We start from the raw sequence: 18,287 nt of genomic DNA, 5'->3' as shown, positions 1-18,287 counted from the left end.
GTTATCAGTGATCAGTTATCAGTTATCAGTTATCAGTTATCAGTTATCAGTGATCAGTGATCAGTTATCAGTTATCAGTTATCAGTTATCAGTTATCAGTGATCAGTTATCAGTTATCAGTTATCAGTTAAGTAGTCATGCAAAATTAATTACCTGCCCGATCGAGCTAAAACCCTTACGGGGCAATGATCGTCATGTGTAAATAATTTTGCCTAGGTACTTATCAGTTATCAGTTATCAGTGAATAATCTCACTTAATAAACTCGGCTCTTCGGGAATTGTTATGCAATGGAGGAGGTGATAAGGGATGAAACCATTATAGAGAAAGACATTGCTGCGGTTTTTGGTAATCAATTAAGTCTCTTGCCAGATAAGGATTTAGTCGATTTATACCACCCGATCAAATCATACCAAGTAACGAAGAAACATAAACTGACAACCTCAAAACTGAATCGGGAGGCAGATCGATGAAGGATTGCTTGTCAACCCCGAATTCTCACTGATTACTGATCACTGATTACTGATTACTGAAAATGCACCATGCTTCTATTCGGACGGCTAATATCCATCGGGCGATCGCTTTTTATCAACTTCTCGGTTTTACCATCGAGGAAAGATTCACCACGGGTTATACTTTGGCCTGTTGGCTAACCGGGTTAAACGGACGCATCGAATTAATCCAAATTCCCCAACCGAAACCTGCACCCGATGCCTTTGGTGATCAGCATTATGTCGGTTATTATCACTTGTCTTTTGACCTAACAGAAAATGTCAGCAATTTACCAGAATGGTTAGAAAAATTAACAAATAACTTTCAGCAAGCTCATCAAGAGGATGCCGATCTATATCAACCTTTAAACATTCTTTTGCCACCCCAACAACAGATGATCGGCGATCTTGTCTATGAAGTCACCTTTATTGCCGACACAGACGGTTTACCCCTGGAATTTATCCGTAGTTTAACGCCGAAATCAGCACTCAAGCTCTCCATAACTGAGATGGAGGCGACAGTGCCAGCAAAAACTCCCTAGCTATACCAGTCTCCTCCAGCTGATCTGCATAAAAACTTAAGAATGATCCCCGTCTGGTGATAGACTTTTGACTGTTAAGGAAACAAACTCACTAGATAAATCATAGATCAGCTGTAGGGAGGATCATCGAGTGGAAAGTACGCTAGGGTTAGAAATTATCGAAGTGGTCGAACAGGCTGCCATTGCCTCCTCGAAGTGGATGGGTAAAGGCGAAAAAAATACCGCCGATCACGTCGCTGTGGAAGCGATGCGCGAACGGATGAATAAAATCCATATGCGCGGTCGCATCGTTATCGGAGAAGGGGAAAGAGACGAGGCTCCCATGCTCTATATTGGCGAAGAAGTGGGTATCTGTACCCAAGTTGATGCCAAACAATATTGTAATCCCGACGAATTAGTCGAAATCGATATCGCCGTCGATCCCTGCGAAGGCACTAACTTGGTTGCCTACGGTCAAAATGGTTCTATGGCCGTGTTAGCGATCTCCGAAAAAGGCGGATTATTCGCTGCCCCTGACTTTTATATGAAAAAATTAGCGGCTCCCCCAGCAGCTAAAGGTCATGTGGATATTAATAAATCGGCGACGGAAAACCTGAAAGTTCTTTCCGATTGTCTCAATCGTTCGATCGAAGAACTGGTGGTAGTAGTTATGGATCGTCCCCGTCACAAGGAATTAATCCAAGAAATCCGCAACGCTGGGGCGAGAGTTCGTCTGATCAGCGATGGTGACGTATCGGCCGCTATTTCCTGCGCTTTTTCGGGAACTAATATTCATGCTCTCATGGGTATCGGTGCCGCTCCGGAAGGGGTAATCTCGGCGGCGGCTATGCGTTGTCTGGGGGGTCACTTCCAGGGACAATTAATCTATGATCCCGAAGTGGTCAAAACCGGTTTAATCGGTGAAAGTCGCGAGGGTAATATCGCTCGTCTGCAAGAAATGGGGATCACCAATCCCGATCGCGTTTACGGTTGCGAAGAATTAGCCAGTGGCGAAACCGTCCTCTTTGCCGCCTGTGGGATCACCCCCGGCACCCTGATGGAAGGGGTACGCTTCTTCCACGGTGGCGCTCGTACCCAAAGCTTGGTTATCTCCACCCAATCGAAAACCGCTCGCTTTGTCGATACCGTTCACCTGTTCGACCAACCCAAATACATTCAACTGAGATAATTCTCTGACCCGGTGGGGTGGGTATGGCTCACCTCGCCCTCATTGGTAAAAATATATAAAGTTTTTTTTCAAACATCTTTTATTTGCATCCCGATTGGGACTAAATTGCAACAATTAGAGACATAACGCACTGATCTTTATCAATAATTTTTGTAGCCTGAGCAACATTTGTAGGAGAACATAAATGAATATTGCTGTAGTGGGCTTGAGTCACAAGACAGCCCCTGTGGAAATTCGTGAAAAATTGAGTATCCCGGAAGCGAAAATCGAGTCCGCCCTTACCCACCTCAAGGGTTATCCCCACATCCAAGAGGTGGCTATTATCAGCACCTGTAACCGTTTGGAGATCTACGCCGTGGTTACGGATACGGAGAAGGGCGTGGTGGAAATTACCCAGTTTCTCGCTGAAATCGGGCATATTCCCCTTAATGTCCTGCGTCGTTATCTGTTTACCCTACTGCATCAGGATGCTGTCCGTCATCTGCTCCGGGTATCCGCCGGTTTAGAAAGTCTTGTCCTCGGTGAAGGGCAAATTCTCGCTCAAGTTAAAAATACCCATAAATTAGCTCAGAAGTACAATACTATTAGCCAGTTACTCGATCGCCTGTTTAAACAAGCGATGACTGCCGGTAAACGCGTCCGCACGGAAACCAGCATCGGCACAGGAGCCGTATCGATCAGTTCGGCGGCGGTGGAGTTAGCCCATGCTAAGATGACAGACCTCAGCAGCAAAAAAATCGCTATTATCGGGGCAGGGAAAATGTCCCGATTATTAGTTACGCACCTTCTGGCTAAGGGTTCTCAGCAAATTGCGATCGTCAATCGCTCCCAAAGACGGGCCCAGGAGTTGGCCCGTGAATTTCCTAACCTACCGCTGCAACTATATGGCTTAGAAGAGATGATGGCTACGGTAGCGGCATCGGATATCGTCTTCACCAGTACGGGAGCCACGGAACCAATTTTAACTAAAAATTTATTGACAGAAGTGACGATTGCTGCTAACTCGCTGATGTTAATCGATATTTCCGTTCCCCGTAACGTCCACACCGACGTGAAGGAATTGGCCCAAGTGCAAGCTTTTAACGTCGATGATCTCAAGGCGGTGGTTGCCGCCAATCAGGAAAGTCGCCGTCAGATGGCTAGGGAAGCAGAGGCACTCCTAGAGCAGGAAGTGGAAGCTTTCGAGCTTTGGTGGCGTTCTTTGGACACTGTACCGACAATTAGCTGTTTAAGAAGCAAAATTGAAGATATTCGCGAACAGGAATTAGAAAAAGCCCTCTCCCGTCTGGGGACGGAATTCGCCGAAAAACACCAAGAAGTTATCGAAGCAATGACCCGCGGTATCGTTAATAAAATCCTTCACGAACCCATGGTACAACTGCGGGCCCAACAGGATATCGAAGCGCGTAAGCGCTGTTTACAATCCCTGCAAATGCTCTTTAATCTCAGTGTCGGAGAAGAATATAGTTAGAGTCCGACAATTGACAAAAATTAAGGGCGATTCTATTGGTCTGTCAAGCTGATTTTGAGGGATTGGGAGCCGATAATTTTGCCGGATTCCCCTATCCACAATTTCAAGATTGACAGACCACTAAGCGGTTGACTCTCTAAATTACTCGTTAAGACTGTCCATGAGTGCCGGAGTTGGCAGCAGGGAGCGGTATAATTAATGGACATCTCCAAGAATTAGAACCCAGTCACAGCTTGCTTTTATGCCATCTGCTAATTAAATGGTTCGATAGTCGTTGTTGATTCAATTTAACTGGAAAAATATGGGGCAACTAATTTTCTAGGAAATTGAGTCGCAGCAAGTCCTTCAAGGAGATCCATCTTTATATTTAATTCCAAACACCTACTTAAGATGGTGATTTAGTTCAATTCAACAAGCTATATGGGGAGATGAATTAATGGGTAAACCTTCTGAAAAAAAGCAAGAGAACCGGTGGAAATGGTGGAATGACTTTAAAAAGCGGAATGACTCTAAAAAAAGCAAGAGAACCGGTGGAAATGGTGGAATGACGAGGAAAATCTCAAATCGATTGAGTATTACGGATTAATCGACCAAGAGATCCATCGTGAACACAATCTGATTGCCAATCGAATGAACTGGTATGTCACTTCCCAGTCTTTTTTGATGGCAGCATTTGCAATTTCTGGTAATAATAATTATCGACTTGGGTTTCTATCTATATCTTTACCAATACTAGGAATTGTGACATCATTTATTATTGGAGTTTCGCTTTATGCGGCTATCGCAGCTATGGCTCTACTTAAGACAGAAAAAAAACGCATCCTTAAGCAGGATAAGTATTTAGGAAATATTTCTACTTTTAAAGCAAGGTTTGTTGACAATGAACATACTTGGATTCATCGGTGGGGGATTTTCCCGGCTCGTTCTATTCCTGTTTTGTTTTTTATTTTCTGGTTCATTTTTCTATACTTAGCGACACAAACTAAAATATGCTAGAGTGACATGACAAGCACTTTCGATTGGGATAGTCGAAGAGAAGCTGACAATAAGGCTAAACATGGTGTGGACTTTGAGACTGCTCAATATGCGTTTTTCGATCCACATCGTTTGATTGTCCATGATGTCCAACATAGTGACTCAGAGGAACGTTGGTTTTGTATTGGTAAGGTAAAAGACCGGGTTTTAACGGTGCGTTTTACTTACCGCGATGGAGTGATTCGTATATTTGGCGCAGCTGAATGGCGTAAATGGAGAAAATTCTATGAAGAACATAACCCCTGATCCCGCAAAACCGATTGGTAAGGTGACAATTGTCGAAGACTTTTTACCGCCACCAGAGCAGCTAATACCGAATCAAAATACTGTCAGGATAACGATGGAATTTTCTAAGGAGAGTATTGAGTATTTTAAACGGGAAGCTCAACGTCATAATGCTTCCTATCAATCCCTGATTCGTAATCTTGTAGATGCTTATGTCAGACAACAACAGCAGTGAGTATAATTAGCCCCGATGGGTTACGCTACCGCTAACCCATCCTACAAATGATTGTGCCTCCCTACTTAATTGGGATGATCAACAAAAAAGCGATCGAAGGGACAAAAATTGCTACACTAACTGACGTGACCTCAATTAAAGACGAGATTGATATCCTATGCAACGCCGTAAATTTTTGCTGATTAGTGGCAGTTTAGGCGGTTTTAGCTTGGCAGCTTGCGCTCATCAAATTTTACAGCCTGTTACTTCCAAAAATCCCCCTGAGTCGGCTGTTAAACAAGCACAAAAGGGTAAAAAAGTCAAGATAATTGTGATTAGTGACCTTAATAGTCAATACGGTTCCACTACTTACGATCCCGAAATCGATCGAGCTATCCCCTTAATTATCAATCATAAACCCGATCTCGTCCTCTGTGGTGGCGACATGGTGGCAGGACAAAAAAGCAGCTTGACAGAGACAGCAATTAACGCTATGTGGTCAGCCTTTGATCACCATATCGCCGCGCCCCTGCGAGCTGCTAAAATACCCTTTGCTTTTACCATCGGTAATCATGACGCTTCTGGAGCTTTATCCGCAGGAAAATTTATCTATGCTAAGGAGAGAAAATTAGCCCAAGATTATTGGCAAAACCCCCAACATAATACAAGTTTAAATTTTATCGATAAAACCGGCTTTCCTTTTTATTATACTTTCACTCAAAATGGTATATTCTATCTAGTCTGGGATGCCTCCACTCATTTAATCTCTGGGCAACAACTAAATTGGGCAGCAAAAAACTTGAGTAGTAGCGACGCTAAAAATGCTAAAATGCGGCTAGTAATCGGTCATTTACCCCTCTACGGTATTGCCGTGGGCAGAAATCGACCGGGGGATTATTTAGCCGATGCCGAGCAATTAAGAGCGTTTTTAGAGGGCCATCAGGTGCATACTTATATTAGTGGCCACGCTCACGCTTACTATCCGGGTAAACGGGGGCAATTACAATTATTACACGCAGGAGCTTTAGGCAGTGGACCGCGACGGTTATTGAACAGTGAACAAGCACCTAGAAAAACCCTAACAATTGTCGATATTAATCCCCATCAACAGGAAACAGTTTACACCACCTACGACATGAAAACCCAAGAGGCGATCAATATTACCAGTTTACCTCCTTTAATTATGGCTCCCAACGGGCAGGTTTTACGTCGAGATATTCCATCGGTTAACTAGAAAGGAACTCCCATAATGGCCACTGTCATCAGCACCGTTAATATGAAAGGAGGAGTAGGAAAAACTACCCTTACCGTCAACCTTGCCACCTGTTTAGCTAAATTTCAGCAAAAACGAGTCCTTGTCCTCGATTTAGACGCTCAAATCAGTGCGACTCTTAGTTTAATGTCCCCCACGAATTCGCTCAACTGCGTCGCAAAAAACGCACTTTAAGCTATTTATTAGAAGCAATTATCAAACCCAATCCCTACAATAAATTAACTATTGATGATATTATTGTCCCTTCAGTCTGTGAAATTAAAGGCTTAGATCTACTGCCGGGAGACATCGAACTATATGATGAATATGTCGTCTCAGAAACCCTGCACCATCAAGCAATTTTACAGGAAGATTTAGGCTTTGATCATGCTTGGAATAACCTAGAAAGAGTCTTAATTCAAAAAATCATTGATCCCATTCAAGACCGTTACGATTATATTATCATGGACTGCGCTCCGGGCTATAATCTTTTAACTCGTAGTGGTCTCTGTAGCAGTCATTTTTATTTACTACCTGCCCGTCCAGAACCTTTATCAATTGTCGGCATTCAGCTATTAGAAAGAAGAATAGTTAAACTGAAAGCTAGTCATCAAGAAACCGCACCGATTAACCCCGGTTTACTCGGTATAGTTTTTATTCTTTCCGGTGGTGGTTTACTTAGTCGCTACTATAATCAAGTCATGCGCCGGGTACAACAGGATTTTCAATCCCATCAAATTTTTGCTAATGCGATTCCTATGGATGTTAATGTAGCTAAAGCCGTGGATATGTTCGTGCCTGCGGTGGCAGCCATGCCCTCTTCTAGTGGTTCCAAAGCTTTTATGAAACTCACAGAAGAATTCTTGATGAAAGCCAAAAAATAGGAGATAATTACTATGGTCATTGAGTGGTTAGAATTTCAAGTTAACCCCGAAGCGAGGGAAAAATTTATCCAAAAAGATCAAGAAATTTGGACAAAGTTTTTAGCAAAACAACCTGGTTTTTTAGGTAAGGAGCTTTGGATTAATCCCGCCATCGAGGAAGAATTAATTATCGTTGTCCATTGGCAAACGCAAGAACAGTGGAAAGCTATCTCCAAAAATTTACTTGATGAGACCGAAGCCAAATTTTCTCTAGCCATGGGAAAAGATAATTATCAATTACTCAAAGTCAAGGAATTTCAAGTCAGAAAATTCCGAGAAAATTGTCAGAACCATTTAGAATCTATGCAGCCCAGATAAAAAATCAATTCATCTTTTTGTCCCCGGTCAACCTAGCCAAACTTGTCATGAGGGGCTAAAGTGTGCTATAAGCAGTCAGACCCTGCCCTGGTCTTTATTCTTTCCCATTAGGTAAATTACTGATGACTCAACCGAAACGCGCCCTAATTACCGGCATCACCGGTCAAGATGGTTCCTATCTGAGCGAATTATTATTAGAAAAAGGCTATGAAGTCCACGGTATCATCCGTCGTACCTCAACTTTTAACACCGATCGCATCGATCATATCTACATTGACCCCCACCAGCCCGATGCTAAATTATTTCTTCATTATGGCGACCTCACCGACGGGACGACCCTGCGGCGTATCCTCGAACAAGTGCAACCGGTAGAAGTGTATAATTTAGGGGCCCAATCCCACGTTCGGGTTAGTTTTGATGCCCCAGAATACACCGTTGATGCTGTCGGTGTGGGTGTCTTAAGACTACTAGAAGCAATTCGGGATTACCAAAAAAGAACTGGCATCGAAGTGCGTTTCTATCAAGCAGGTTCCTCGGAAATGTTCGGGAAAGTCATGGAAGTTCCCCAAAAAGAAACCACGCCATTTTATCCCCGCAGTCCCTACGCTTGTGCGAAAGTTTACGGTCACTGGCAAACAATCAACTATCGGGAATCCTACGACTTATTTGCCTGTAACGGCATTTTATTTAACCATGAATCCCCCCGGCGTGGAGAAACTTTTGTCACGCGCAAAATTACCCGCGCTTTGGCCCGAATTATTGCCGGACAACAGAAAAAACTCTATCTAGGAAATCTCGATTCTAAACGGGATTGGGGTTATGCTAAGGACTATGTGCGGGCGATGTGGTTAATGTTACAACAGGAAGAACCGGATGATTATGTGGTGGCGACCAATGAAACCTATTCTATCCGGGAGTTTCTCGATATTTCTTTCCAATACGTTAATTTAAATTGGCAGGATTATGTGGAGTTTGATCAACGTTATTTGCGTCCAGCGGAAGTGGATTTATTGATAGGAGATTCCACAAAAGCCAGAGAGAAATTAGGCTGGCAGCCTTCGGTGACGTTCGAGGGACTGGTAAAATTAATGGTAGATGCGGATTTAGCGGCTTTGGGGATTAATCTTAATAACGGTGGTGATAGCCAACAGTTATTAAAAGATTTGGCTTATCTTCGCAATCGTTCGATGACAACTGTGGATTAAAGAGGTGAAAATATGCTGAATTTAAGCGAACAGAGAATCGTCGTCACCGGGGGGGCTGGATTTTTAGGTCGGCAAGTAGTTAATCAATTAATTGCAGCGGGGGCAAATCCCGCAAAAATTACAATTCCTCGGTCCAAAGATTGTGATTTAAGAGTTTGGGAAAACTGTCAACGTTTAGCCGACCAAGAAGATTTAATTATCCATTTGGCTGCCCATGTGGGAGGTATCGGTCTCAATCGGGAAAAACCTGCCGAATTATTCTATGATAATTTGATGATGGGAACCCAATTAATTCACGCTGCCTATCTAGCAGGAGTGCAAAAATTTGTCTGTGTGGGGACAATTTGTGCCTATCCAAAATTTACTCCAGTACCTTTCCATGAAGACGATTTATGGTCAGGATATCCCGAAGAAACCAATGCGCCTTATGGTATCGCTAAAAAGGCTTTATTGGTACAATTAGAGTCCTATCGTTTGCAGTATGGTTTCAACGGAATTTATCTTTTACCGGTGAATTTATACGGGCCAGAGGATAATTTTGATCCGGGTAGTTCCCATGTAATTCCTGCTTTAATTCGCAAGGTTTATGAGGCACAACAACGGGGGGATAAACAACTTCCTGTCTGGGGAGATGGTAGTCCAACCCGGGAGTTTCTCTACTCCACCGATGCAGCGCGAGGCATTGTCATGGCCAGTCAATTCTATAATGAATCAGACCCGGTTAATCTTGGTACAAATTATGAGATTTCTATCAAAGATTTAGTGGAATTAATCTGTGATTTAATGGGTTTTGATGGCGAAATTGTTTGGGAAATAGATAAACCGAATGGTCAACCGCGACGCTGTTTAGATACAACCCGCGCTCAGGAAAAATTCGGTTTTGTTGCTCAAATGGAATTTAAAGAAGGTTTGCAAAAAACCATTGAATGGTATCGGCAAAACGCCGCTTAGTCTTGATAGCAGGTGTGTTAGATTAATAACTAACACACCAGATTTTTTTAAGCTTACTGACCGGTAAAATCAGAACGAAGGGTTAATTTTAAATCCTCCTTCGGGTTAATTGACAATAATTCCACCGATTCTCCTCGTAATAACCACCCAGCTAATACTTCTAATCCTCCTCCTCGTAATAATCCCTCGCTAACCGGTTGGTCAGAAGTAAAAGAAGCGAGGACAGAAGCGGCGGATTTTCCTAATACTGCACCCTGAATAATTTTGTCGGGGTTAACTCCTTTAATTATCCTTTCTAGACGAGTGAAAACTGCCGAAATAGCATCAATAGATTTTTCTTGGGGTTGACGGGTTTTTAAAAAGATTTTTTGGGATAGAAAACGCGAACCTTGACCATCGGGTTTAATTTCTCCGATAATCTGACTACCATCGGGAATAATTGTCTGTCCTTGGGAATTTTTGATATTATCGGTAACGGTCAGTGATAAAGAAAAAGTTTCTTGTTTGGTTAAAAGAATTTTTTCCCCTTGCTCGTATTTTACAGGGATGTCCGTCCCAGCAGGAATTAATCGGTCATTCCCCAAAGGAATTGGTTTAATTGGGTTAATTGGGGCGAATTGACGTGCGATCGCAGGAGTCAAGGAAAGGGAGACCACAACGAAAGAAGCACTTAAAAGCATTGTGAATAGGGTCAGAGGATGATGACGACCCTGCTTTTGAAAATTTAGCATCTTACCCTTGAGTTTCCTAGTGGGAGCGAATTAAAGATAAAGACGAAAGCGGAAAAAAGTTTGTTTCCAAGCAAGAAAATGCGGGAAAAAGGAGAATTTTAGCAAAAAATAACTGATATTTCCGACTAACTGCCAGTTATTAGTTTATTTGGTCTATTGAAACGCCAAAACTCTTGATTTGTCCGCAGTTCTTAGTTTGGCACGGTTAATGGGGAACAATAACTATTTATGGGAGAATTATAGGTTCAATCCTATCAAAAAAAAATCACCCGATCGAATTAATTTTAAGTTTTGCGATCGAGATTGCCGTCACGACCAGTCCTCCATCCCTATAAACCAAGAATATTCTCCCCCATCACCCGCGAACCGGATGCTGTTGCTAGAATAATCTTCATAGTCCCCCAGCTACCGAAACGAGCAAAGAGAGAACCGCCACTTTATCAACTAATCAATTATGGATTTACTCGAATACCAAGCCAAGGAAATATTTGCTCAGGTAGGTATCCCCATTTTACCTTCCCAACCAATCCACGAACCGGGGGGACTAAAAAGATTAAACATTCCCTACCCCATCGTGCTGAAGTCCCAGGTACGAGCGGGAGGACGGGGAAAAGCAGGGGGGGTGAAATTTGTCGCTAATACCATTGATGCGATCGCTGCTGCCCATGCTATCTTTCATTTACCGATCGCCGGAGAATATCCAGAGGTAATTCTAGCAGAAGCCCGGTATAATCCGCAACAAGAGATATTTTTAGCCATTTTACTCGATTATCATCTGCAAAGACCGGTTTTACTGGGTGCGAGTCAAGGGGGGATGGATGTGGACAGTTTACTGGCAACCATGCAAAAAGTGGTCATTGAAGAGAGATTTTCCCCCTATCTCTGTCGGCAATTAGCCGTATCTATGGGTTTAAGAGGGTCTTTGATCGAGTCTATCAGTCAAATTCTCGAAAAAATGTATAGTCTCTTTGTCAGCAAAGATCTCGATATTATCGAGATTAATCCCCTGGGTATCAACGAAACTGGGGAAGTGATGGCCCTAGATGGCAAAATAACTGTTAATGATGCCGCTTTAGCCAGACATCTCGATCTTCTGGCCTTGACCCCACCCCAATTACAATCCCCTTGGTCGATAATTGATCAAACTGGCCGAATAGCGATGATCAGCAATGGCCAGGGTTTGATGTCCACTGTCTGGGATGCCTTAGCCAGCAAGGGAGCAAAACTAGCAGCCTGGCTTATACTGGAGGAAAGACTAGAATTAGAGCAATTAAACGAGCAAATAGAGTCCGGTCTGCAACAATTCCAACTATTGGCCGATTTAAAAGTGATTATCGTTGATATTATCAGTTATCCCGACTTTGGCCAAAAAGCGATCGAGACTATTAGTAATTACTACCGCAGTTATAGCCCATTATCACCCAGCCGGGGCAGCGGCGAACGAACGATCCGGGCCACCCGACAGGAAAGACAAACCTTGCAACCTCGATCTTTTCTCAATCCCACCCTACCACAAATAATTTTTCGCGTCCTAGCTGACAACCAAGCGATCGATCTCAGTCAGAGTTTAGCTGATGTTAACTTTCATTGGTTAGAGTCTTTAGAAGAGGTGGTCACTGCAGCCATTAAATTAGCCTAGAATCAGTGATCAGTGATCACTGATCAGATGTGAGTTTTCAGTTCACAAGGGACGAATCTAAAACCTTTGACTCTCGCCTTCAGAAGCTGATTGCTGTTTACTGTTTACTGACCACTGAAAAAAACTACCATCAACAGTGTCTCACCGATTACTGATTACTGTTTACTTTTAAGTAGCTGGTTATAATTAAATTAAAAATGGATTTTAGGTTCGATCCCCCCTGCCCCCCTTGATAAGGGGGGTGCCGATAGGCGGGGGGATCTGACAACTTTTAACGCCTACCTACTTAACTGAAACAACTCCCAACACTTAATATATGAAATGGACAGATAAGGATCAGATAATTATGCAAGGGATCGATCGACCCCTAGGCAAATATTATGCGGCAAGATTGAAAACCCAGGGAACCTGTTTAGTAGCGGGGGTGGCTAGTGGCCACGGTGGTGAGATAATCGCAGAGATACCAGTGTTTGATCTAGTGGCCGAGGCCGTTGCTGAAGCAGGGGAAATCAAGACCAGTTTAATTTTAGTCCCCCCCAATCAAGTCCTAGATGCGGCCTTAGAAGCGATCGCAGCAGCCATTCCCCAATTAATTATCGTCACCCCCGGAGTTCCCCCCTTGGATCTGGTGGAATTATTAAAGATAGCTAGTACCACCGGGACATTAATTCTCGGACCTGGCAGCCAGGGTGTAATTATTCCCAATTATCTTTGGTTGGGTATTTGTGAACCCAGTTTTTATCAATCGGGGACAATCGGTCTGATCACCCGCGGCGATCGCATAGGGGATGAAGTGGCGAAAACTTTAACAGCGGCCGGTTATGGTGAATCTATGGCGGTAAATTTGGGTACTGACGGCATTATTGGCTCCAATTTGTCCCAATGGTTGCAGGTTTTCGAGGAAGATGACAATACCGAGGCAATTCTCCTCGTCAGTCAGGTGGGAGGAAAGGCCGAAATCGAGGCAGCCAAATATATTGCCTCGGCGATCGAAAAACCGGTGATTGCCTATCTTGTGGGGTTAAATGCAGCGATTGAAACCAATTTCGGCGATACAGAAACAATTATTTCTAACCAACTTTCCTACTCTGTTGCCGCTAAGAATACCAGAAAAGATAGCTTACGTCATTTTCAAGAAGCTGGGGTGACAGTGGTGGAAAAATTAGCCGATTTACCTGCCTCTTTAGGGAAAGTCTTGTCCTGAATTTGACCCCATTGCTCCAATAATACTTATAATCCGACAATATTCTGCCAAAATAAGCACCTAACAGGATGTTTCACCCCATCCAGGGGATTTTCGATGACAATTCCTGAGAGCTACTATATCATGGTAGATCACCTGTGATTCCTCAGACTGGCCAAGATAAAGATGGCAACAGGCAAAAATTAGGAAAAATCAGCGACAATCGAAACGGCAAGATCAAAAAAAATTCTATTCTAGATTGACCCTTTCAGCAGACCAGCTATCTCACCCTTCTAGACAACGACCCTAAGGATAAATTCTATGGCGCAACAAAATAACCTAAAAACCGACAATATACACCAAATCGATCCCTATTGGGGTCCCCGATGGCTCGTAGAAGAACGGGACGCTTGCGGAGTCGGTTTTATTGCCGATGTACGCGGTTCTGGTAGCCATCAACTGATCGAACAGGCACTTTTAGCCTTAGGTTGTTTGGAACACCGGGGAGGCTGCAGCGCCGATCAGGATTCCGGTGACGGTTCCGGTATGATGACCGCTATCCCCAGAGATGTCCTCGCTCCTTGGTTCGCCGAAAATGGCTTAAATATGCCAGAATCTGAGCGCCTAGGGGTGGGTATGGTCTTTCTTCCCCAAGCGGACCAAGAACGAGCCGAGGCTAAAGCACACATTGAGGAAATTGTCAATAAATATAATATTAAGATTTTAGGTTGGCGCACTGTTCCCGTCCTTCCCCAAATCCTCGGAAGACAAGCAAGGGAAAATCAACCCTACGTCGAGCAAATTCTGGTTACTTCCCCCGATTTAGCCGGTTCTCAATTCGATCGCCTACTCTATATTGCCCGTTCTGAAGTCGGTAAGCAACTGGCCGATGATTTCTATTTCTGCTCCTTTTCCTGTCGCACCATTGTCTATAAAGGCATGGTACGGGGCGAAATCCTGCGAGAATTCTATCTAGACCTGCAAAATCCAGCCTATAGCAGTCAATTTGCTATTTATCACCGACGTTTTAGCACCAATACCCAACCGAAATGGCCTCTCGCTCAACCGATGCGCTTATTGGGTCATAACGGCGAAATTAACACCCTTTTGGGCAATATTAACTGGATGTCGGCCCGGGAACCCGCTTTAGAAACCCAAGGTTGGACCCACGAAGAATTACAATCCCTGACCCCCATTGTTAACCCCGCTAACAGCGACTCCTATAACCTCGATAGCGCCCTAGAATTATTGGTGAGAACCGGTCGCAGTCCCCTAGAAGCGGCTATGATCCTAGTGCCGGAGGCCTACAATAATCAGCCGGATTTACAGGATTATCCCGAAATTATCGACTTCTACGAATACTATAGCGGTTTACAGGAACCCTGGGACGGTCCAGCTTTACTGGTATTCAGTGACGGGGGAATCGTCGGTGCTTGTTTAGATCGCAACGGTTTGCGACCGGCCCGTTATAGCATTACTAACAACGGTTATATCGTCGTTTCCTCGGAAGCGGGAACTATTCCCCTCGATGAAACCACCATTATCGAAAAAGGTCGTCTCGGCCCTGGTCAAATGATCGCAGTTGACCTAGAAAAAGGCGAAATTAAGCGTAATTGGCCGATTAAACAGGAAATTGCCCGCTCTAATCCCTACGGTGAATGGGTGAAATCCCAACGCACCTTTATTGACAAAGAAACAGCGATAGATATTCCCGCTCCCAGTCATCTCCTTCCCCTGCAAACCGCTTTCGGTTACACATCCGAAGATGTGGATCTGATTATCGTTCCCATGGCAGAACAGGGAAAAGAACCGACTTTCTGTATGGGTGATGACACTCCCCTAGCAGTCCTCTCCAGTAAACCCCATCTTCTCTACGATTACTTTAAACAACGTTTTGCCCAAGTTACTAACCCTCCCATCGATCCTTTACGGGAAAGTTTAGTCATGTCCTTGACTATGTATCTGGGACGACGGGGTAATATCCTGAAATTGGGGGTTGATGACGCACATTTACTGAAATTAGACTCTCCCCTGCTCAATAATGCGGAATTAGCCAAAGTTAAAACCTCTAGCTACAAAACAGCCGAACTTTCTACCCTTTATGATCTGACCACCGGACCAGGGGATTAGAAGATGCGATCGCTAATTTGTGCGCTGAGGCTGCCAAGAAAGTAGAATCGGGAGCAGAAATTTTAATTCTCAGTGACAGGACTGCTCCTATTGACGAAAAAACTAGCTATATTCCCCCTTTATTAGCTGTTGGTGCCGTCCATCATCACCTGATTCGCTCACACTTGCGTTTAAAAGCTTCGATCGTTATCGACACGGCCCAATGTTGGAGTACCCATCACTTCGCTTGTCTAATTGGTTATGGTGCTTCCGCAGTTTGTCCCTATCTGGCCCTAGAAACGATCGCCCAGTGGTGGATCGAGCCAAGAACGCAGAAATTGATGGAAAACGGCAAATTAGAAGCTATTAGCCTCGAAAAAGCTCTAATTAATTACCGCAAATCCGTAGAAGCAGGATTACTGAAAATCCTCTCGAAAATGGGTATTTCTCTCCTATCTTCCTACCATGGGGCGCAAATTTTCGAGGCGATCGGATTATCGGCAGATTTAGTTAAACTAGCTTTTAACGGTACTACCAGTCGCGTCGGGGGTTTAAGCATTGCTGAAGTAGCCCAAGAAGCGATCGCATTCCACAGTAAAGCTTTCCCCAATCTTACCGCTAAAAAACTAGAAAACTACGGTTTTGTCAACTACCGTCCGGGGGGAGAATACCACATGAATTCCCCGGAAATGGCGAAAGCACTCCATAAAGCAGTGGCTGCTCACTCCCAAGGTGAAGGATATGACCATTACGAAACCTATCGCCAAATCTTGCAGCAAAGACCCGTTACTGCATTGCGCGATTTATTAGAATTTAACAGCGATCGAGCCTCAATTGCCATCGAAGCAGTAGAATCGATCGAAAGTATCCTGCAACGCTTCTGCACAGGGGGAATGTCCCTCGGTGCCTTGGGCCGGGAAGCACACGAAACCCTAGCGATCGCCATGAATCGCATCGGAGGTAAGTCCAATTCCGGAGAAGGGGGAGAAGATCCGATCCGCTACACCAGCTTAAGCGATGTGGATGAAGAAGGACATTCCGTGACCATGCCTCACCTAAACGGCTTAAAAAACGGTGATACGGCTAATTCTGCCATTAAACAGATAGCTTCGGGACGTTTTGGAGTCACTCCCGAATACTTAATGAGTGGAAAACAGCTAGAGATTAAAATGGCCCAAGGAGCAAAACCGGGAGAAGGAGGTCAATTACCTGGGAAAAAAGTCAGTCCCTATATTGCCATGTTACGGCGATCAAAACCGGGTGTTACCTTGATTTCTCCCCCTCCTCACCACGATATCTACTCGATCGAAGATTTAGCGCAATTAATCTACGATTTACACCAAATTAACCCCCGGGCCAAAGTTTCCGTCAAATTAGTGGCCGAGATCGGTATCGGCACAATTGCGGCCGGAGTTGCCAAAGCTAACGCTGATATTATCCAGATTTCCGGACACGATGGTGGTACAGGTGCATCACCCCTAAGTTCGATTAAACACGCGGGTAGTCCCTGGGAATTGGGAGTAACGGAAGTGCATCGGATGTTAATGGAAAATCAACTGCGTCATCGGGTGATTTTGCGTGCAGATGGGGGACTAAAAACCGGTTGGGATATCCTCATGGCTGCTCTCATGGGTGCGGAGGAATTCGGTTTTGGTTCCATTTCCATGATTGCCGAGGGGTGCATCATGGCCCGCGTCTGTCACACGAATAATTGCCCTGTGGGAGTCGCTACCCAACAGGAACGTCTGCGCGCTCGTTTTCCAGGAATTCCCGCTCATGTGGTCAATTTCTTTACTTTGGTGGCCGAGGAAACGCGGCAATTATTGGCGAAATTAGGCTATCACAGTTTAAATGAGGTGATTGGCCGGGCAGATCTGTTAAAAGTGCGCTCCGATGCTCGTTTAACTAAGACAGAATCCCTCAATCTCGATTGTTTGTTGAATTTACCCGATGGCCGTAGCGATCGCTCTTGGTTGCAGCACGAGGAAGTACATAGTAACGGTGCTGTCCTCGATGACGATATTCTAGCCGATAGCGAGATTAAACAGGCGATCGAGCAACAGGGAACCGTCAGCAAAACCTACAGGATTGTCAATACCGATCGCTCCGTGGGGGCGAGAATTGCGGGGGTAATTGCCCAAAAATACGGTAATGATGGCTTTGAAGGCGAAATTAAGCTCAATTTCCAGGGCGCAGCTGGTCAAAGTTTCGGAGCATTTAATTTACCCGGTGTCAATCTCCATTTAGAGGGAGAAGCTAACGATTATGTGGGTAAAGGCATCTACGGCGGCGAAATTGTCATCTTACCGCCCCAAAACGCCAATTATCAGCCCGAAGATAACGCTATCATCGGTAATACCTGTCTCTACGGGGCCACCGGTGGGGTGTTATACGCTAATGGTCGCGCTGGTGAACGTTTTGCTGTCCGCAATTCCACTGCAAAAGCGGTTATCGAAGGGGCCGGGGACCACCTCTGTGAATATATGACCGGGGGGGTAATTGTCGTGCTTGGTTCCGTCGGTCGCAACGTCGGCGCCGGGATGACGGGAGGATTAGCTTATATCCTTGATCCGTCCCTACCGGAGAAACTCAACCCCGAAATTGTCAAGATTCAACGGGTTGGCACGGCTGCCGGTGCGGAACAGTTAAAATCTTTAATTGAGGCCCATGTAGAACGCACTAATAGCCCCAAAGGTAAGTTAATTTTAGCTAATTGGGATAGCTATCTCGGTCAATTCTGGCAAGTGGTCCCTCCCTCGGAAGCGGATAGTCCCGAAGCGCAAATTAGCGCGGAGAAAACCTTAACTTCGGTGTAATTTCCTCGGGGTGCGT

The 18,287-nt window shown here is 44.6% G+C and carries 14 protein-coding genes and 2 pseudogenes; 15 read left to right on the top strand and 1 reads right to left on the bottom strand.

Annotated features, from left to right (window positions below):
- The first annotated feature begins 7 nt into the window (after window positions 1–7).
- The 12 genes and pseudogenes from VL20_RS29935 (at window position 8) to VL20_RS21850 (ending at window position 9,793) form a co-directional block, all read left to right on the top strand.
- Window positions 8–202, top strand: coding sequence for a hypothetical protein (locus VL20_RS29935; protein ID WP_284525885.1), 195 nt, complete (start codon window positions 8–10; stop codon window positions 200–202).
- 331 nt (window positions 203–533) lie between these two features.
- Window positions 534–1,031: a VOC family protein gene (locus VL20_RS21900; RefSeq protein WP_052277790.1), complete on the top strand. Its 498-nt coding sequence runs from the start codon at window positions 534–536 to the stop codon at window positions 1,029–1,031.
- Between the two features lie 130 nt (window positions 1,032–1,161).
- Window positions 1,162–2,199 (top strand): class II fructose-bisphosphatase, encoded by a 1,038-nt coding sequence (gene glpX / locus VL20_RS21895; protein ID WP_052277789.1) that lies wholly within the window; start codon window positions 1,162–1,164, stop codon window positions 2,197–2,199.
- A 184-nt stretch (window positions 2,200–2,383) separates the two neighbouring features.
- Window positions 2,384–3,670, top strand: a complete 1,287-nt coding sequence (locus tag VL20_RS21890; protein ID WP_052277788.1) for a glutamyl-tRNA reductase — start codon at window positions 2,384–2,386, stop codon at window positions 3,668–3,670.
- A 663-nt stretch (window positions 3,671–4,333) separates the two neighbouring features.
- Window positions 4,334–4,666, top strand: coding sequence for a hypothetical protein (locus VL20_RS33160; RefSeq protein WP_284525884.1), 333 nt, complete (start codon window positions 4,334–4,336; stop codon window positions 4,664–4,666).
- 6 nt (window positions 4,667–4,672) lie between these two features.
- Window positions 4,673–4,951, top strand: a complete 279-nt coding sequence (locus tag VL20_RS21880; RefSeq protein ID WP_002756313.1) for a BrnT family toxin — start codon at window positions 4,673–4,675, stop codon at window positions 4,949–4,951.
- The gene (locus VL20_RS21875) at window positions 4,932–5,165 is read left to right on the top strand and encodes a hypothetical protein (protein WP_002756314.1); all 234 of its coding nucleotides are present in this window, start codon (window positions 4,932–4,934) and stop codon (window positions 5,163–5,165) included. Before VL20_RS21880 ends, VL20_RS21875 begins: the two co-directional genes overlap by 20 nt.
- Before the next feature lie 157 nt (window positions 5,166–5,322).
- Entirely contained in the window at window positions 5,323–6,378 is a 1,056-nt protein-coding gene (locus VL20_RS21870; protein WP_052277787.1) for a metallophosphoesterase family protein, read from the top strand.
- 15 nt (window positions 6,379–6,393) lie between these two features.
- Window positions 6,394–7,280, top strand: a pseudogene (locus tag VL20_RS21865) (ParA family protein).
- A 12-nt stretch (window positions 7,281–7,292) separates the two neighbouring features.
- The gene (locus VL20_RS21860; RefSeq protein ID WP_002769020.1) at window positions 7,293–7,637 is read left to right on the top strand and encodes a TIGR03792 family protein; all 345 of its coding nucleotides are present in this window, start codon (window positions 7,293–7,295) and stop codon (window positions 7,635–7,637) included.
- A 122-nt stretch (window positions 7,638–7,759) separates the two neighbouring features.
- Window positions 7,760–8,842: a GDP-mannose 4,6-dehydratase gene (gene gmd, locus VL20_RS21855; RefSeq protein WP_002786066.1), complete on the top strand. Its 1,083-nt coding sequence runs from the start codon at window positions 7,760–7,762 to the stop codon at window positions 8,840–8,842.
- Between the two features lie 12 nt (window positions 8,843–8,854).
- A complete protein-coding gene (locus tag VL20_RS21850) occupies window positions 8,855–9,793 on the top strand; it encodes a GDP-L-fucose synthase family protein (RefSeq protein WP_002786067.1) in 939 nt (312 codons plus the stop codon).
- Window positions 9,794–9,846: 53 nt separating this feature from the next.
- On the opposite strand, the gene VL20_RS21845 is transcribed toward VL20_RS21850, so the two are convergent.
- On the bottom strand, window positions 9,847–10,524 hold the full coding sequence (locus VL20_RS21845) for a hypothetical protein (protein WP_052277786.1): 678 nt from the start codon (window positions 10,522–10,524) through the stop codon (window positions 9,847–9,849).
- A 454-nt stretch (window positions 10,525–10,978) separates the two neighbouring features.
- On the opposite strand from VL20_RS21845, the gene VL20_RS21840 reads away from it, so the two are divergent.
- The 3 genes and pseudogenes from VL20_RS21840 to gltB all read left to right on the top strand — a co-directional run bounded on the left by VL20_RS21840 (window position 10,979) and on the right by gltB (window position 18,271).
- The gene (locus VL20_RS21840; RefSeq protein ID WP_052277785.1) at window positions 10,979–12,163 is read left to right on the top strand and encodes an ATP-grasp domain-containing protein; all 1,185 of its coding nucleotides are present in this window, start codon (window positions 10,979–10,981) and stop codon (window positions 12,161–12,163) included.
- Between the two features lie 316 nt (window positions 12,164–12,479).
- Window positions 12,480–13,367, top strand: coding sequence for a succinate--CoA ligase subunit alpha (locus VL20_RS21835; RefSeq protein WP_052277784.1), 888 nt, complete (start codon window positions 12,480–12,482; stop codon window positions 13,365–13,367).
- 300 nt (window positions 13,368–13,667) lie between these two features.
- Window positions 13,668–18,271, top strand: a pseudogene (gltB, locus tag VL20_RS21830) (glutamate synthase large subunit).
- Window positions 18,272–18,287: the final 16 nt, after the last annotated feature.

This window comes from Microcystis panniformis FACHB-1757, assembly GCF_001264245.1.
GTDB lineage: Bacteria > Cyanobacteriota > Cyanobacteriia > Cyanobacteriales > Microcystaceae > Microcystis > Microcystis panniformis.
Note: the sequence above shows the minus strand (reverse complement) of the source record. Positions and strands in the feature narration are given on the sequence as shown.

What these genes read in the sequence shown, in the direction of transcription:
- VL20_RS21900 (WP_052277790.1), top strand. Translation starts at nt 534, where the DNA reads ATGCACCATGCTTCTATTCGGACGGCTAATATCCATCGGGCGATCGCT.
- VL20_RS21890 (WP_052277788.1), top strand. Translation starts at nt 2,384, where the DNA reads ATGAATATTGCTGTAGTGGGCTTGAGTCACAAGACAGCCCCTGTGGAA.
- VL20_RS33160 (WP_284525884.1), top strand. Translation starts at nt 4,334, where the DNA reads ATGGCAGCATTTGCAATTTCTGGTAATAATAATTATCGACTTGGGTTT.
- VL20_RS21880 (WP_002756313.1), top strand. Translation starts at nt 4,673, where the DNA reads ATGACAAGCACTTTCGATTGGGATAGTCGAAGAGAAGCTGACAATAAG.
- VL20_RS21875 (WP_002756314.1), top strand. Translation starts at nt 4,932, where the DNA reads ATGAAGAACATAACCCCTGATCCCGCAAAACCGATTGGTAAGGTGACA.
- VL20_RS21870 (WP_052277787.1), top strand. Translation starts at nt 5,323, where the DNA reads ATGCAACGCCGTAAATTTTTGCTGATTAGTGGCAGTTTAGGCGGTTTT.
- VL20_RS21860 (WP_002769020.1), top strand. Translation starts at nt 7,293, where the DNA reads ATGGTCATTGAGTGGTTAGAATTTCAAGTTAACCCCGAAGCGAGGGAA.
- gmd (WP_002786066.1), top strand. Translation starts at nt 7,760, where the DNA reads ATGACTCAACCGAAACGCGCCCTAATTACCGGCATCACCGGTCAAGAT.
- VL20_RS21850 (WP_002786067.1), top strand. Translation starts at nt 8,855, where the DNA reads ATGCTGAATTTAAGCGAACAGAGAATCGTCGTCACCGGGGGGGCTGGA.
- VL20_RS21845 (WP_052277786.1), bottom strand. Translation starts at nt 10,524, where the DNA reads ATGCTAAATTTTCAAAAGCAGGGTCGTCATCATCCTCTGACCCTATTC.
- VL20_RS21840 (WP_052277785.1), top strand. Translation starts at nt 10,979, where the DNA reads ATGGATTTACTCGAATACCAAGCCAAGGAAATATTTGCTCAGGTAGGT.
- VL20_RS21835 (WP_052277784.1), top strand. Translation starts at nt 12,480, where the DNA reads ATGAAATGGACAGATAAGGATCAGATAATTATGCAAGGGATCGATCGA.